This is a genomic window from Variovorax sp. 01T439_2 (assembly GCF_056398445.1).
In genome coordinates this window covers 1-14,496 of sequence record NZ_JBFTPJ010000029.1, presented here as the reverse complement: position 1 = coordinate 14,496, position 14,496 = coordinate 1, and the positions used below count along the sequence as shown (strand labels likewise).

Below are 14,496 nucleotides of genomic sequence, written 5' to 3'. Positions count from 1 at the left end.
CGCGAAGGAATCGCGCGACATGTTCGAGACCATGAAGCGCGAGTATTCCCAGCGCCGGCTGCTCTTGGGCATCGACCGGCTCGACTACTCCAAGGGCATTCCCCAGCGCGTGCGCGCCTTCCGCGAGCTGCTCGCCAACTACCCCGAGAATCGCCGCAGCGCCACGCTGATCCAGATCGCCTCGCCCACGCGCGAGACGGTCGATGCCTACGGCGACATCCGGCGCGAGCTCGAAGCGCTGTGCGGTGCCATCAACGGCGACTACGGCGAGCTCGACTGGATGCCGGTGCGCTACATCCACCGCATGGTGGCGCGCAAGCGTGTGCCGGGGCTGTGCCGCGCGGCCGCGGTCGGGCTGGTGACGCCGCTGCGCGACGGCATGAACCTGGTCGCCAAGGAATACATCGCGGCGCAGGACCCGGCCGACCCGGGCGTGCTGGTGCTGTCGCGCTTTGCCGGCGCGGCCGAGCAGCTGAAGGAAGCACTGCTGGTGAACCCCTACGACACGCACGGCACGGCCGAAACGGTGCAGCAGGCGCTGCAGATGCCGCTCGAGGAGCGGCGCGAGCGGCACCAGAAGCTGCTGTCGCGCATCCGCGAGCAGGACATCCACTGGTGGCGGCGCAGCTTCCTGGAGGCGCTGCGCCACGCCGCAAGCCAGCGCTAGGAAGCCGACCGCTCAGCTTCCGGTCAGAAGCCGCACCAGCCGCATCACCGGCCGGGGCTCCGCGGGCCGAACCGCCGCTGTCTGCTGCCGTGCCTGCGCATGCACGCGCAGCCGCACCGGCGCCAGCGCCGACAGTTCGATCCAGCCGCCGCGTTCCAGGCGATGCACGTCGCCCTCGTTCAGCACGGTCTTGGCGGTGAACACGGTGTCGCCGAACCATGAGGGCGGCGACACGAGCAGCGCGCGGCCCTCCAGCATCTCGAGCCAGGTGGCGGGGTCGAGCGCCGCGCGCAAGGCCTCGCCCGGTTGCAGGACGACGGTATCGGGCAGTCGGTCGAGGGTGGTGGGGGACATGGCGCGCCTTCTGGAGTGGATGTGCCCATCGTAGGAATTCGGGCGCCCATAAAACAGGCACACACCCAGGCGATTCGCACCGGAACAGCGGTGGCCGCGGCGCATCTGTTATGGTCGTTTTCCTTCGCAACTGCATCTGTTTTTGGATGCGCGACAGGGGGAGCATCGAGGCCATGGATTCGCTACCGCTCTACCGCCAGCTCTCAGCGCACTACGTGGACGCGATCCACACCGGCTCGCTCAAGCAGGGCGACAAGCTGCCCTCGCTGCGCAGCCTCATGCGCCTGCACGGCATCAGCCTGTCGACCGCGCTGCAGCTGTGCCGCACGATGGAAAGCGACGGCTGGGTCGAGGCGCGCGACCGCTCGGGCTACTTCGTGCGCCGGCCGCGGCGCCTCGCCATCGCGCCGATGGAGGAGCCCCCGGCCGGCGTGCCGCCCGACCCGGCGCAGTACGTGGGCATCCACGCCAAGGTGTCGGACTTCGTGGCGCGCCGCCGGCAGCTTCCCGAGAAGCTCAACTTTTCCATCGCGCGCGGCGCGCCGGAGCTGTATCCGGCCGAGGCGCTGCGCAATGCGATGACGCGCATGCTGCGCCAGCAGCCCGACATGCTGACGATTGCGGCGCCGCTCAAGGGCCACCGCCAGTTCCGCGAGGTGCTCGCGCAACGCAGCCTGCGCGTGGGCATGGCGATCTCGCCGGAAGACATCCTGGTCACCAACGGCTGCATCGAGGCGCTCAACCTCGCGCTGCGTGCCGTGGCGCAGCCGGGCGACACGGTGGCGGTGGAGTCGCCCACTTTCTACGGCCTGCTGCAGGTGCTCGAGAGCCTGGGCATGCGCGCGCTGGAAATCCCGACCAGTCCGCAGACCGGCCTCTCGATCGAAGCGCTGGAGCTCGCGATCCGCACCTACGACAACATCAAGGCCGTGGTGGTGGTGCCGCACCTGCAGAACCCGCTGGGCAGCGTGATGCCCGACGCTCACAAGGCGCGGCTCGCGCAGCTGTGCGAGCGGCACGCGATTCCGCTGATCGAGGACGACACCTACAGCGAGCTGGTCGACGCCCCGACGCCGCCGCGCGCGCTCAAGTCCTGGGACACCGGCGGCAACGTGATCCACTGCGCCTCGCTGCACAAGATCCTCGCGCCCGGCCTGCGCCTGGGCTGGATCACGGCCGGCCGCTGGCATGCGCGGGTGGAAATGCTCAAGTACGCGCAGACCCGCAACAACGAAGGGCTCTCGCAAAGCGGCGCCGGCCTGTTCATGGCCACCGGCGCCTACGACCGCCACTTGCGCCATCTGCGCACCTGCCTGAAGACGCAGCGCGAGCAGACTGCCGATGCGATCGCCGGCTACTTTCCGGCGGGCACGCGCATCAACCTGCCGCCCGGCGGGCTGCAGCTGTGGGTCGAGCTGCCCGAGCGCCTGTCGTCATCGCGGGTCTTCGATGCGGCGCTCGCGGAGCGCATCGTGGTGGCGCCCGGCACGCTGTTCTCCAACTCCTCGCGCTTCGACCACTACCTGCGCATCAACTGCGGGTGGCCGTATGGCGAGGCGGTCGACACGGGCCTGCGCCGCCTGGGCCAGATCATCGAGACGCTGATGAGCCGCGGTGATGCCGGCACGGCTGCGGCGCCACTGCCCATGCGGCCGGCATCGCCCCCGGTTCCCATCCAGTCGCCCCAGGGGCGCCAGCTTCAGTCGAGCAGTGCCAGGGCCGCGTAGTCTCCGACCTTTTCGCCAAGCCCCGCGGGCACCAGCAGCACGCCGCGCGTGAGCGGCTTGAGCTTGCCGTCGACCTGCGCCTGCAGCCGCGGCAGCAGGAAGTCGCGGTGGTGCCAGAACACGCTGCCGCCCAGGCTGATGCGCTGGAGGTCGAGCGTGGCAATCAGGTTGTAGATCATGCGGCCCATCACGCGGCACAGCGCATCGACGATCTCGACGGCATGCGGCTCGCCGTCCGAGGCGGCCGCGAACAGGTCGGGCGCGGGCTGCCCGAAGCGGCGCGCGATGGAGTTGCCCGCCACCAGCGCCTCCACGTCGCCGAGGTTGCCGCAGCCGCAGAGCGCACCGCTGGCGTCGTCCACCACGAAGCTGTGGCCCGCATGGCCGGCATTGCCGTTCTTGCCACGCAGCGCACGGCCGTCCACGCACAGGCCCACGCCCACGCCGGTGCTCCAGGTGACGTAGGCGCAGTGGTCCAGGCCCTGCAGCGCGCCCCAGTGGCGCTCGGCCTCGAGCGCGGCCACGGCGTCGTTCTCGACCCGCACGCGGCCGAAGCGCCGGGCCAGCGGGGCTTCGATGATCGCCGTCATCCAGTTGTTGGGCAGGCCGCGCGCCGGCCCCGCAATGCCGCCGCAGATATTGGGCGTGGCCAGCTCCACCATGCCGTCGCGCAGCTCGAAGGGGCCGGTGGACGAGACGCCCACGCGGTCGATGTCGGCCGGCGCGATGCCCTGCTCGGCGCAGACCTCGTCGATCATGCGCATGATCTGCACCGCCACGGCGTCGTTGTCGCCGGTCTTGGCCGTCGGCTCGCTGCGGCGGCCGGCCAGCGGCGCATCGCTCGAAGGGGAAAGGCTCACGGCCACCTTGGTGCCGCCGATGTCAACGCAGGCTCTCATCGCGTGGTTCTTCTCTCTGGGTCTCTGGACGGGTTCATCAACAACGGCGCTAGACGAAGCGCGCCACCAGCGCCGCGATCATGCTGAGCACCAGGGTGCTCGAGATCGGCAGCTGCCATTCGCGGCCGAAGGCGCGGAATTCGAAATCGCCAGGCAGCCGCCCGAAGCCGAACCGGCGCAGCCAGGCCGTGAGGCCGCTCATGAGCACCAGGGCAAGGACGACGACGATCAGCCAGCGGATCATGGGAACAGTCTAGGCCGCAAGGATGGCCATGGCTTGTCGGTGAAGTTCGGGCGTTGCGGCCGCAATCACCCGGCCATCGGACTCCAGCCCCAGCGGCTGGCCCTGCCAATCGGTGATGACGCCGCCGGCGGCCTCGATCACGCCCGCCGGGCCCAGGTAGTCGTAGGGCTGCAGGCCGGTTTCCACCACGAGGTCGATGGTGCCGCCCGCGAGCTGCGCATAGCCGTAGCAGTCGCCGCCGAAGCGCCGCATCGCGCACTGCCGGCTCAGCCGGTCGAAGGCCTGCCAGTCGGCCGGCGCAAAGATGTCGGGCGAAGTGGTGACGATGCGCGCCTTGGCGACGTTGGTGCAGCTGCTCGCGTGCACCGGCTGGCCGTCGCGCGTCGCGCCCTGGCCGGCCTGGCCGACCCAGCGCTCCTTGAGCACCGGCATGTCGATCATGCCCAGCACCACGCGCGAGCCCTGCAGCACGCCGATCAGCGTGCCCCACAGCGGCGATCCGGTGATGAAGCTGCGCGTGCCGTCGATCGGGTCGAGCACCCAGACGCGCTCGGCGTCGAGCCGCTCGAGGCCGTGCTCCTCGCCGAAGATGCCGTCCGCCGCGGCGCGCACGGCAAGGATCTCGCGCATGGCCGTCTCGGCGGCGCGGTCCGCCAGCGTCACGGGGCTCTCGTCGGCCTTGGTGATGATGTCCAGCGGCGTGCGGAAATAGCGCATCGACTGCGCGGCGGCGGCATCGGCCAGCAGGTGCGCGATCGACAGCAGATCGGGGGCGGAAGAGCTCATGGGAAACCAAGCGTGCCAAAACTGCGATTAGACCCGAGCCGGGCCCGGTTTGACACGCATGGGGCCACCGCCCTAGCATGGTCCGGAAATTGCCACATCGACCACATGGCTTCATTTCAACTTCCGCGTCGCGCCCTGTTGGCGCTGGTGCTCGGCCTTGCGGCCGCGCTGGCCCAGGCCACCCCTTCCGCGTCGGAGCAAAAGCTCATCGACACGCTGATCCTGCGCGTCTCGAAGATGACGACGATGACCTTCATGCGCAACGGCGACGAGCACAACGCCGCCGATGCCGCCAAGCACATGCAGGCCAAGTTCGACCACTTCAAAGACGAGATCACCACGGCGGAAGACTTCATCGACCGCTGCGCCTCCCGCTCGGAGATGACGGGCAAGCCCTACAAGATCAAGATGCCGAACGGCTCGATGCGGGACGCCAACGAATTCCTCAACGCCGAATTGCGCACGCTGCGCCAGGGCGGCGGCAGCGGCAAGCCTGGCGCCGGTTGACCCGGCTGCATCGGGCCAAAGAAGAAGCCATCAGAAGGGCGTGTCGCCCACGATGGTGGTGCGATTGAGGCGGCGCCGCAGATGATCCGGCGTGCCGGCCGCCAGGTGCATCAGCGAGCGGTTGTCCCAGAACACCAGGTCGTGCGGCGCCCATTGGTGGCGGTACACGAACTGCGGCTTCACGCCGTGCGCGAACAGCTCGGCCAGCAGCGCGTCGCTCTCCTGCGGCGGCAGGCCGACGATGCGCGTCGTGAAATGCTCGCTGACGAACAGCGCCTTGCGGCCGGTCTCGGGGTGCGTGCGCACCACCGGCTGCACGGCGGGCGCGACCTGGTCGATCTGCTCCTGCGAGAGCTTGGGCCGCCAAGGGTTCTTTGCGCGCAGCGCCTCGTACTTGGCAAGGTAGCTGTGCTCGGCCTTGAGCGGCAGGATGCGCTGCTGCAGCTCGGGAGAGAGCGTTTCCCACGCAAGATGCTGGTCGGCAAAGAGCGTGTCGCCGCCTTCGCTCGGCAGCTCCTGCGCATGCAGCAGCGAGCCCAGGCTGGGCTGGGGCTTGTACGAGATGTCCGAATGCCAGTAGACCCCCGCATCGCCCAGGCCGATGGGCTCGCCGTTCTCCTTGATGTTGGAGACGATCAGGATCTCGGGATGGTTCTTCAGATGGAACTGGTGCAGCACATGGATCTCGAGCGGGCCGAAGCGGCGGCTGAATTCGATGTGCTCGGCCGGAGTGATCTGCTGGTTGCGGAACACCAGCACATGGTGGTCCAGATGCGCGCGGTGGATGCGCGCGAAGTCTTCGTCGTTGATGGGCTTCGAGATGTCGAGGCCGACGATTTCTGCGCCCACGGGGGCGTTGAAGGGGCGCACTTCGAAGTGCTGGGGGGCGGTCACTGCGCGAATGTAGGTTTTAGTGAGGGGGTTCTCAACGAAATTTTTGTTGGTTGCTTATGTCAGAGCGTATGACTCCGATCCCCCTCAGCAAACCCCATCGCCTCCCACCCCTCCCCCACCGCAAACCCCACCACCTTGAACAGCTCCCCCATCTCATGCTCATGGACGAGCCGAGCCGCCATGCCTCTTTCTGCCGTGCTGCCCTGCCCCATCCGCTCGAGCAGCCCGCAGTTCAGCAGGAACCTCGCCTGGCTGGTGTAGCCCAGCACCTCGAGCCCGGCCTCCTGCCCCGCGAGCGCGATGCCGGTGAAATTGACGTGCGCCGTGATGTCCTTGTAGCCCACATCCGACAGCGGATCGCCGTCGGCCTGGTGCGCGCGGTGGCACATCACGGTGCCCATGTGGCGCTGCGGGTGGTAGTACTCGCGCTCCGGAAAACCATAGTCGATGAAGAAGGCCGCGCCGCTCTTCAGGCGGTCCGCCAGGGTCGCGACGAAGGCCTCCGCCTGCGGATGGATCTCGGTCAGGTAGTCGTGCTCGCCGGACACCTCGAACGGCGGCCGCAGCGCGGTCTCGCGGTCGGCCCAGGCCCAGCCGTCGGCGCGCACGTTGCGCACCACGCCGCGCTCGAACCACTGGCCGCCCACGCGGGCCAAGAGCTGCACCGGCATCGCGTCGAGCACCTCGTTGCCGACCACCACGCCCTGCATCGCCTCGGGCAGTTCGCCGAGCCATTCCACGCGGTCTGTGTAGCGCGCCAGCGCCTGCTGCTGGCGCTCGCGCAAGGTGCCGGACAGGTCGACGATGCGGTAGCGCACGTCGCCGCGGCCGATCTCGTCGAGCGCGTGCAGCAGCTGCACGGCGAGCGCGCCCGTGCCGGCGCCGAACTCCCAGACCGTGTCGGTGCCGGTCTTCTCCAGCGCCTCGGCCACCTGCGCCGCGAGCGCCTGGCCGAACATGGGCGTGAGCTCCGGCGCCGTCACGAAGTCGCTGCCCGACGACGGCATGTGGCCGAACTTGGCCGAGCTGTTGGCGTAGTAGCCCAGCCCCGGCGCATACAGGGCCAGCGCCATGAAGCGGTCGAAGCCGATCCATCCGCCCGCCCGTTCCACCGAACGGGCAATCAGGATGTCGAGGGCCATGGGTAAACTGTTTGTCGTCGTTTTTGTCGTCACCCGCCGATTCTCCCTTCTCTGCCCGCATGAGCACAGCGCCCCTTCCTCTTGTTACGCCAGCCCGCCGCACCGTCCTCGTCACGGGTGCCGGCCGCCGGCTGGGGCGCGAGATCGCGCTGGCGCTGGCCGCGGGCGGCTGGCAGGTGGCGGTGCACTACCGCAGCTCGCGCGCCGAGGCCGAGCAGACGGCGGCCGATTGCGCGGCCCTCTCGGGCACTTCGGCGCCGTTCGAGGCCGACCTGCTCGACGAAGGCGCCACCCGCGCCCTGCTGCCGCGCGTGGCGGCGCACTTCGGCAGCGTCGATGCCGTGGTCCACAGCGCAGCGCTCTTCGAACACGACGACGCCGCGAGCTTCAGCTACGCGCTCATGGAGCACCATGCGCGCAGCAACACCGGTGCGGCCATCGTGCTGGCGCAGGCGCTGCACGACCACCTGGCGCTGCGCGGCGACGCGCAGGGCGCCGTCGTGCACATGCTCGACCAGAAGCTCTGGAACCCGAACCCCGACTTCCTGAGCTACACGCTGTCGAAGGCCGCGCTCGAGGCCGCCACGCCCATGCTGGCCCTGGCGCTGGCGCCGCGCGTGCGGGTGGTGGGCGTGGCGCCCGGCCTCACGCTGCCCAGCCACATGCTCGACGAGGACAGGTTCTCGAAGCTGCACACGCTCTCGCCGCTGGGCCGCTCTTCCACGCCGGCCGACGTGGCGGCCACGGTGAAGTTCGCGTTGGAGAACAACTCGATCACCGGCACCACGCTCGTGGTGGACGGCGGCCAGCACCTCATGAAATTCGACCGCGACTTCTCGCTGATGTGAGCCCCACCATGCCCTCCAACCCGATCGGCCGCCAGACACTCACCCTGCAGGGGCTGCGCTTCGACGCCAACCTGGGCATCCTCGACCAGGAAAAGACGGCCCCGCAGCCGATCCAGGTCGATGCCGAGCTGCACCTGGGCGCGCAGCCGCTGCTGCCGAAGGACGACGACATCTACCACGTGCTGGACTACCGGAAGGTGCGCCGCATCATCATCGACGAGTGCACGGCCGAGCATGTGAACCTGCTCGAAACGCTCATCGGCAAGCTCGCGCAGCGCCTGCTGCAGCTGCCCGGCGTGGTCGGCGTGCGGGTGAAGATCGCCAAGCTCGAGATCTTCGACGACTGCGAGGTGGCTATCCGCATGGAAGCCGGGGAATGGTGAACCGAGGCAAAATCGGGCCCTCCTCCCCCCGATTTGCCTGACCGAAGCAGCCCACCCATGAACGCCGTCTGGATCGACGAGGCGCCCGTCGCCGGCGCCGCCACCAATTCCCTGAAGATCGAGCGCGAAACGCACAAGCTCGAGAAGCGCCTGTGCCGCGAAGTCGGCCGCGCCATCGTCGACTACAACATGATCGAGGAGGGCGACAAGGTCATGGTGTGCGTCTCGGGCGGGAAGGACAGCTACGCCATGCTGGACATCCTGCTCAAGCTCAGGGCCCGCGCACCGATCCACTTCGACATCGTCGCGGTCAACCTCGACCAGAAGCAGCCCGGCTTCCCCGAAGAGGTGCTGCCCAGATACCTGAGCGAGCTCGGCGTGGACTTCCACATCGAGAACCAGGACACCTACAGCATCGTCAAGCGCGTGATCCCCGAGGGCAAGACCACCTGCGGCCTGTGCAGCCGGCTGCGCCGCGGCATCCTGTACCGCGTGGCGGACGAACTGGGCGCCACCAAGGTCGCGCTCGGCCACCACCGCGACGACATGCTGCAGACCTTCTTCCTCAACATGTTCTTCGCGGGCAAGCTCAAGAGCATGCCGCCCAAGCTGGTGAGCGACGACGGCAAGCACATCGTGATCCGCCCGCTCGCCTACGTGGCCGAGAAAGACCTGGTGCGCTGGGCCCAGCACCGCGAATTCCCGATCATTCCGTGCACGCTCTGCGGCAGCCAGGAAAACCTGCAGCGCAAGCAGGTCGGCGAAATGCTGCGCGAGTGGGACAGGAAGCACCCCGGCCGCGTGGAGAACATGTTCACCGCGCTGCAGAACGTGGTGCCCTCGCACCTGCTCGACGGAACGCAGCACGACTTCAAGGGTCTGAAGGCGACCGGCGTGGCCGACGAAGACGGCGACAAGGCCTTCGACACGCCCTCCTTCGACCTGCTCTCCCAGGCACCTGCAGCCCTGCGCATCCTTCAGGGCTGAGCGGGCAACCCAGGGGAATTTTGGGCCGCGGAGCCCGGAGATCCTCATGAAACGTGCGTTTTCAGCTCTTCTTCTGATAGCAAGCCTGAGCGGCTGCGCCACCTCCTGGGTGGTCGACAGCGATGTGAAAAGCTTCTCGTCGCTCGCCACCGTGGCGCCGGGCGCCAGCTACCGCTTCGAGCGCCTGCCGTCGCAGCAGGCCGACCTCGCCCGGCAGGAATCGCTCGAGGCCATGGCCGCCGCCGCGCTCGACAAGGTCGGCCTGCGCCGCGACGACGCCAGGCCGCAGTACAGCGCGCAGATCGGCGCACGCGTCGCGGCCGGCCTCTCGCCCTGGGCCGATCCATGGCTCTTCGACGGCCCCTGGGGCTATGGCTACGGCTATCCCGGCTATGCACGCCGCTGGTACGGCGGCGGCTGGTACGGCGGCCCGGCCTTCATGCCACCCGCGGCCAATCCCTGGTACGAGCGCGAAGTGAGCATCGTGCTGCGCGACATCGGCACGAACCGCGTGGTCTACGAAACGCGGGCCCGCAACGAGGGCCMGTACAACGTCAGCGCGACCATCCTGCCGGTGATGTTCGAGGCGGCGCTGCAGGGCTTTCCGAATCCGCCGCAGGGCGAGCGCCGGGTGAACATCGAGCTGTCCGCCGCAAAGAAGAAATGACGCGCTCCTAGAATCCAGCAGATGGAAGAAGCCACCCGCCTGATTGCCGTTCGCCATGGCGAAACCGCCTGGAACGTCGACACGCGCATCCAGGGCCAGCTCGACATCGGGCTCAACGACACCGGGCTCTGGCAGGCCCGGCGCGTCGGGCAGGCGCTGGCGCACGAAGACATCGGCGCGATCTACGCCAGCGACCTGTCGCGCGCCTGGCAGACCGCGCAGGAGATCGCCAGGCCCCACGGCCTCACGGTGCAGCCCGAGCCCGGCCTGCGCGAACGCGCCTTCGGCCGCTTCGAGGGCATGAGCTTTGCCGAGATCGAGTCCACCCTGCCCGACCAGGCCCGGCGCTGGCGCGAGCGCGATCCCGAATTCCAGCCCGAGGGCGGCGAGAGCCTGCTGGTCTTCCGCGAGCGGGTGACGCGCGTCGCATCGAAGCTGGCCGCGCGCCATCCGGGCCAGCTGGTGACGCTGGTGGCGCACGGCGGCGTGATGGACGTGCTCTACCGCGCCGCCACGCGCCAGGAGCTGCAGGCGCCGCGCACCTGGCAGCTCGGGAACGCCGCCATCAACCGCATGCTGTGGACGCCCGAGGGCTTCAGCCTCGTGGGCTGGAGCGATACCGCCCACCTGGCGGCGGACGACGACGTTCTCGACGAGACCACAACCTAGGCGTGCGAGGCCGCGTGCCCCGCGGCACCGCCACYAGCCTCGGCCTTGGCCTCGCCCGGCAGGTCGACCATCGGCCCGGTGCCGCTGTAGCGGTCGAGCGCGAGGTAGATCGCGGGCGTGATGTAGAGCGTGATCACCTGCGAGAAGATCAGCCCGCCCACCACCGCCACGCCCAGCGGCTGGCGCAGCTCGGCGCCGGCGCCCAGGCCCAATGCGAGCGGCAGCGCGCCCATCAGCGCGGCCAGCGTGGTCATGAGGATCGGGCGGAAGCGCAGCCGGCAGGCCTCGCGGATCGCATCGACCGGCTTCATGCCCTCGGTGCGCTGCGCATCAAGGGCGAAGTCGATCATCACGATCGCGTTCTTCTTCACGATGCCGATCAGGAGCAGGATGCCGATGGTCGCGATCAGCGTCAGGTCGAAGCCGAAGATCTTGAGCGAGAGCAAGGCGCCCACGGCCGCCGACGGCAGCCCGGCCAGGATGGTCAGCGGGTGGATGTAGCTTTCGTACAGCACGCCCAGCAGCACGTAGATCACGAGCACGGCCAGCACCAGCAGCACGGCCTGGCTGGCCTGCGAGCTCTGGAACACCGCGGCATCGCCGCCGTAGGTGGTGATGATCGACTGCGGCATCTTCAGCTCTTCCTTGAACTGGTCGATCTTCGCGGTCGCGTTGCCCAGCGGCACGTCGGGCGCGAGGTTGAACGACACCGTCACCGCCTGCAGCTGCCCCTGGTGGTTGACCGAGGTGGGCCCCACGGTGCGCTTGACGGTCGAGAAGGCCGACAGCGGCACCAGCCGGCCGCTGGTGCTGCGCACCGACAGGCGCGACACGTCGTCCTCGAACTGCCGGTCGTTGTCGGCGGCCGAGAGAATCACCTGGTAGGTGTTGCTCGCGCCGTAGATGCTGCCGATCTGCCGGTCGCCGTACGCGTTGTAGAGCGCGGTGCGCAGGTCGCCCACGGCCACGCCGAGCACGCCGGCCTTGTCGCGGTCGATCTCCAGCGTGGCCTGCAGGCCGCGGTTCTGCGAATCGCTGGTGACGTCGCGGAAGGCCGGATCGGCGCGCATGCGCTCCATGAGCCGCGTGGCCCAGGGCACCATCTCGCCCGCATTGACGCTCTGCAGCGTGTACTGGAAGCGCGCCTTGCTCTGGCGGCCGCCCAGGCGCAGGTTCTGCACCGGCTGCATGTAGACCGCGATGCCCGGGATCTCGCGGAAGCGCTGGCGCAGCGATTCGAGCACCGCGGCCATCTTGGGACGCTGGCTGCGCGGCTTGAGCACCGCGAACAGGCGGCCGGAGTTCTGCGTGGCGGTGGGACCGCCCACGCCGACGAACGAGCTCACGTAGGCCACGCTCGGATCGGCCTGCAGCGAAGCGGCCACGCGTTCCTGCAGCGCGTTCATGGCGGTGAAGGAAATGTCCTCGGCCGCTTCGGTGGTGATCTGGATCTGCCCGATGTCCTCCTCGGGGAAGAAGCCCTTCGGAATGGAGACGAACAGCCAGGCCGTGACGACGAAGGTGCCGCCGGCCAACAGCAGCATCAGCTTGCGGTGCGCGAGCGTCCAGTCGAGCGTCCGCATGTAGTTCGCATGCACCCAGCGGTAGCCGCGCTCGAAGGCGCGTCCCACGGCGGTGCCGGGCTCGGGGTGCTCTTCCTCGTGGTCGAGCGCGCCATCCTTGCGCGGCACGTGCTTGAGCAGCCGGCTCGCGAGCATCGGCACCAGCGTGAGCGACACGATGGCCGACACCAGCACCGCCAGCGCCACCACCACCGCGAACTCATGGAACAGCAGGCCGATCACGCCCGGCATGAAGAAGATGGGAATGAACACCGCCACCAGCGAGATCGAGATCGAGATGATGGTGAAGCCCACCTCGCGCGCGCCGCGCAGCGCCGCGGCCATCGGCTCCATGCCTTTCTCGACGTAGCGCATGATGTTCTCGAGCACCACGATCGCATCGTCCACCACCAGCCCCACGGCCAGCGTGATGCCCAGCAGCGAGACGTTGTCCAGGCTGTAGCCGAAGGCATAGAGCAGCGCCACCGCGCCGATCAGCGAAATGGGAATGGTGGCCGCCGGAATCAGCGTGGCCACCAGCCGGTGCAGGAACAGGAAGATTACCAGCACCACCAGCGCGACGGTGCCCAGCAGCGTGAGCTGCACGTCGTGCACGGCTTCGCGGATGGACAGCGAGCGGTCGTTCACCATGTGGATCTCGACCGATTGCGGCAGCTCCGCCTTGAAGCGCGGAATGAGTGCGCGCACCGCATCCACCACCTGCACGGTGTTGGCGTTGGGCTGGCGCTGCACGGCCAGCGAGATGGAGCTCTGGCCGTTGAAGCTGCTGGCGGTCTTGACCGATTCGAAGCTGTCCTCGATGGTGGCCACTTCGTCCAGCCGCACCGGCGCGCCGTTGCGCTGCCCGACGATCAGCTTGGCGAAATCTTCCGCCCTCGTGAGCTGCCGGTTGGCCTGGATGGTGAGCGTCTGGCGCGGCCCGTCGAGCACGCCGACGGGCGTGTTGGCGTTGGCCGAATTCACTGCCTTGGCCAGCTCGTCGAGCGTGATGTTGCGCGCATTGAGCAGGTCGGCGTTGGCCTTGATGCGCACCGCAAAGGCCTTGCGACCGTACACGCCCACCTGCGCCACGCCGTCGATGGTGGAAAGCGTGGGCGAGATCAGGTTCTCGGCGTAGTCGTTGAGCTCGGCCGGATTCATCGACGGCGAGATCAGCGCGATGAACAGCACCGGCGCGTCGGCCGGATTGACCTTGCGGTACGAAGGCAGCTGCGTCAGTTCCTGCGGCAGCTGTCGCTGGGCGCGCAGCAGCGCGGCCTGCACGTCGACCGCGGCGGCATCGATGTCGCGGCTGCTCACGAATTCCAGCGTGATCGAGCTCACGCCCTGGGTGTTGACCGAGCTGATGGTCTGCAGGCCCGGAATGGTCGAGAACTGCTTCTCCAGCGGCAGCGCCACCGACGAAGCCATGGTGTCCGGGCTCGCGCCCGGCAGCTGGGCGTTCACGTTGATGACCGGCGTGTTGTAGCTCGGCAGCGCGGCCACCGGGATGCTGAAGTAGGCAAAGATGCCCGCCACCACCGCCGCCGCGGACAACAGCACCGTCATCGCGGGACGACGGATGCACAGCTCCGAGATGTTCATGCGCGTTCCCGGGGAGCCTGGGTGTCCGAGGAGGCCGCACTGCCCGGCGTGACGCCGGTGGTACCGGCCGGCGCGGCCTTTTTATCGGCCCTGACCTTGCCGCCCGGGCGCACGTTCTGGCTGCCCTCGATGACCACCTGCTCGCCCGGCTCGACGCCGCTCACCGCCACCTTGGTGCCGAAGGTGTGGAGCACCTGCACCTTGCGGCGCTTGGCATTCATGGCCTGGTCGACCACGTAGAGCGAAGCGCCCTCGGACAGCATCATGAGCGCCGCGGCCGGCACCACCGTGGCGCCGGAGAGCGTGCGAACCGTGATCCGGGTGCCGACGAACTGGCCCGGCCAGAGGCTCTGGTCGGCGTTGTCGAACACCGCCTTGGCGCGCACCGTGCCGATCTGCGGATCGACCGTGTTGTCGACGAAATTGAGCACGCCGCTGAGCGGCTCGCGGCGTCCGACGACCAGCGCCTCCACCTTGGCCCGGCTGCGCGCCGCCGCCAGCAGGTCCTGCAGGTTGGCCTCCGGCACCGGGAAGCTCACCGCGATGGGATCGAGC

The 14,496-nt window shown here is 68.7% G+C and carries 16 protein-coding genes; 8 read left to right on the top strand and 8 right to left on the bottom strand.

Annotation, left to right across the window (positions count from 1 at the left end; genetic code table 11):
• Nucleotides 1–667 (top strand): alpha,alpha-trehalose-phosphate synthase (UDP-forming) (locus AC1DOC_RS02675; RefSeq protein WP_478129371.1); only part of this gene is annotated, 667 nt, incomplete at its 5' end.
• A gap of 12 nt (nucleotides 668–679) precedes the next feature.
• Here the strand turns inward: AC1DOC_RS02675 and AC1DOC_RS02670 are convergent.
• Entirely contained in the window at nucleotides 680–1,021 is a 342-nt protein-coding gene (locus AC1DOC_RS02670) for a hypothetical protein (protein ID WP_018903613.1), read from the bottom strand.
• A gap of 173 nt (nucleotides 1,022–1,194) precedes the next feature.
• Here AC1DOC_RS02670 and AC1DOC_RS02665 point away from each other — a divergent pair, with 173 nt between their 5' ends.
• A complete protein-coding gene (locus AC1DOC_RS02665; RefSeq protein ID WP_307593763.1) occupies nucleotides 1,195–2,748 on the top strand; it encodes an aminotransferase-like domain-containing protein in 1,554 nt (517 codons plus the stop codon).
• Here the strand turns inward: AC1DOC_RS02665 and AC1DOC_RS02660 are convergent.
• From AC1DOC_RS02660 to hisN, 3 genes are read right to left on the bottom strand one after another with little or no spacing between them, the layout of a single operon-like run.
• Complete coding sequence (locus AC1DOC_RS02660) at nucleotides 2,721–3,647, bottom strand: ROK family protein (RefSeq protein WP_012746131.1); 927 nt, start codon at nucleotides 3,645–3,647, stop codon at nucleotides 2,721–2,723. The two genes, AC1DOC_RS02665 and AC1DOC_RS02660, sit on opposite strands and share 28 nt — an antisense overlap.
• 49 nt (nucleotides 3,648–3,696) lie before the next feature.
• Nucleotides 3,697–3,891 carry a DUF2905 domain-containing protein gene (locus AC1DOC_RS02655; RefSeq protein ID WP_012746130.1) on the bottom strand — a complete coding sequence of 65 codons (195 nt, stop codon included), beginning with the start codon at nucleotides 3,889–3,891 and terminating at the stop codon, nucleotides 3,697–3,699.
• Between the two features lie 9 nt (nucleotides 3,892–3,900).
• The gene (gene hisN, locus AC1DOC_RS02650) at nucleotides 3,901–4,677 is read right to left on the bottom strand and encodes a histidinol-phosphatase (protein WP_478079064.1); all 777 of its coding nucleotides are present in this window, start codon (nucleotides 4,675–4,677) and stop codon (nucleotides 3,901–3,903) included.
• A gap of 105 nt (nucleotides 4,678–4,782) precedes the next feature.
• On the opposite strand from hisN, the gene AC1DOC_RS02645 reads away from it, so the two are divergent.
• Nucleotides 4,783–5,184 carry a DUF5329 family protein gene (locus tag AC1DOC_RS02645; protein ID WP_278877404.1) on the top strand — a complete coding sequence of 134 codons (402 nt, stop codon included), beginning with the start codon at nucleotides 4,783–4,785 and terminating at the stop codon, nucleotides 5,182–5,184.
• A gap of 30 nt (nucleotides 5,185–5,214) precedes the next feature.
• On the opposite strand, the gene AC1DOC_RS02640 is transcribed toward AC1DOC_RS02645, so the two are convergent.
• Together AC1DOC_RS02640 and AC1DOC_RS02635 are read right to left on the bottom strand one after the other, a co-directional pair.
• Nucleotides 5,215–6,078, bottom strand: coding sequence for a TauD/TfdA dioxygenase family protein (locus AC1DOC_RS02640; protein WP_478079062.1), 864 nt, complete (start codon nucleotides 6,076–6,078; stop codon nucleotides 5,215–5,217).
• 59 nt (nucleotides 6,079–6,137) lie between these two features.
• Nucleotides 6,138–7,220, bottom strand: coding sequence for a class I SAM-dependent methyltransferase (locus tag AC1DOC_RS02635; protein WP_018903618.1), 1,083 nt, complete (start codon nucleotides 7,218–7,220; stop codon nucleotides 6,138–6,140).
• 59 nt (nucleotides 7,221–7,279) lie between these two features.
• On the opposite strand from AC1DOC_RS02635, the gene AC1DOC_RS02630 reads away from it, so the two are divergent.
• The 5 genes from AC1DOC_RS02630 to AC1DOC_RS02610 are packed head-to-tail and all read left to right on the top strand — an operon-like array spanning nucleotide 7,280 to nucleotide 10,774.
• A complete protein-coding gene (locus AC1DOC_RS02630) occupies nucleotides 7,280–8,068 on the top strand; it encodes an SDR family oxidoreductase (protein WP_478079061.1) in 789 nt (262 codons plus the stop codon).
• An 8-nt stretch (nucleotides 8,069–8,076) separates the two neighbouring features.
• Nucleotides 8,077–8,451, top strand: coding sequence for a dihydroneopterin aldolase (locus AC1DOC_RS02625; protein WP_012746124.1), 375 nt, complete (start codon nucleotides 8,077–8,079; stop codon nucleotides 8,449–8,451).
• A gap of 57 nt (nucleotides 8,452–8,508) precedes the next feature.
• On the top strand, nucleotides 8,509–9,438 hold the full coding sequence (gene ttcA / locus AC1DOC_RS02620; protein ID WP_018903621.1) for a tRNA 2-thiocytidine(32) synthetase TtcA: 930 nt from the start codon (nucleotides 8,509–8,511) through the stop codon (nucleotides 9,436–9,438).
• Nucleotides 9,439–9,484: 46 nt separating this feature from the next.
• Nucleotides 9,485–10,105 (top strand): DUF4136 domain-containing protein, encoded by a 621-nt coding sequence (locus AC1DOC_RS02615; RefSeq protein WP_478129370.1) that lies wholly within the window; start codon nucleotides 9,485–9,487, stop codon nucleotides 10,103–10,105.
• A gap of 21 nt (nucleotides 10,106–10,126) precedes the next feature.
• The gene (locus AC1DOC_RS02610) at nucleotides 10,127–10,774 is read left to right on the top strand and encodes a histidine phosphatase family protein (RefSeq protein WP_018903623.1); all 648 of its coding nucleotides are present in this window, start codon (nucleotides 10,127–10,129) and stop codon (nucleotides 10,772–10,774) included.
• Here AC1DOC_RS02610 and AC1DOC_RS02605 read toward each other — a convergent pair.
• Complete coding sequence (locus AC1DOC_RS02605) at nucleotides 10,771–13,941, bottom strand: efflux RND transporter permease subunit (RefSeq protein ID WP_478129369.1); 3,171 nt, start codon at nucleotides 13,939–13,941, stop codon at nucleotides 10,771–10,773. The two genes, AC1DOC_RS02610 and AC1DOC_RS02605, sit on opposite strands and share 4 nt — an antisense overlap.
• Nucleotides 13,938–14,496 (bottom strand): efflux RND transporter periplasmic adaptor subunit (locus AC1DOC_RS02600; protein WP_478129368.1); only part of this gene is annotated, 559 nt, incomplete at its 5' end. The genes AC1DOC_RS02600 and AC1DOC_RS02605, both read right to left, overlap by 4 nt.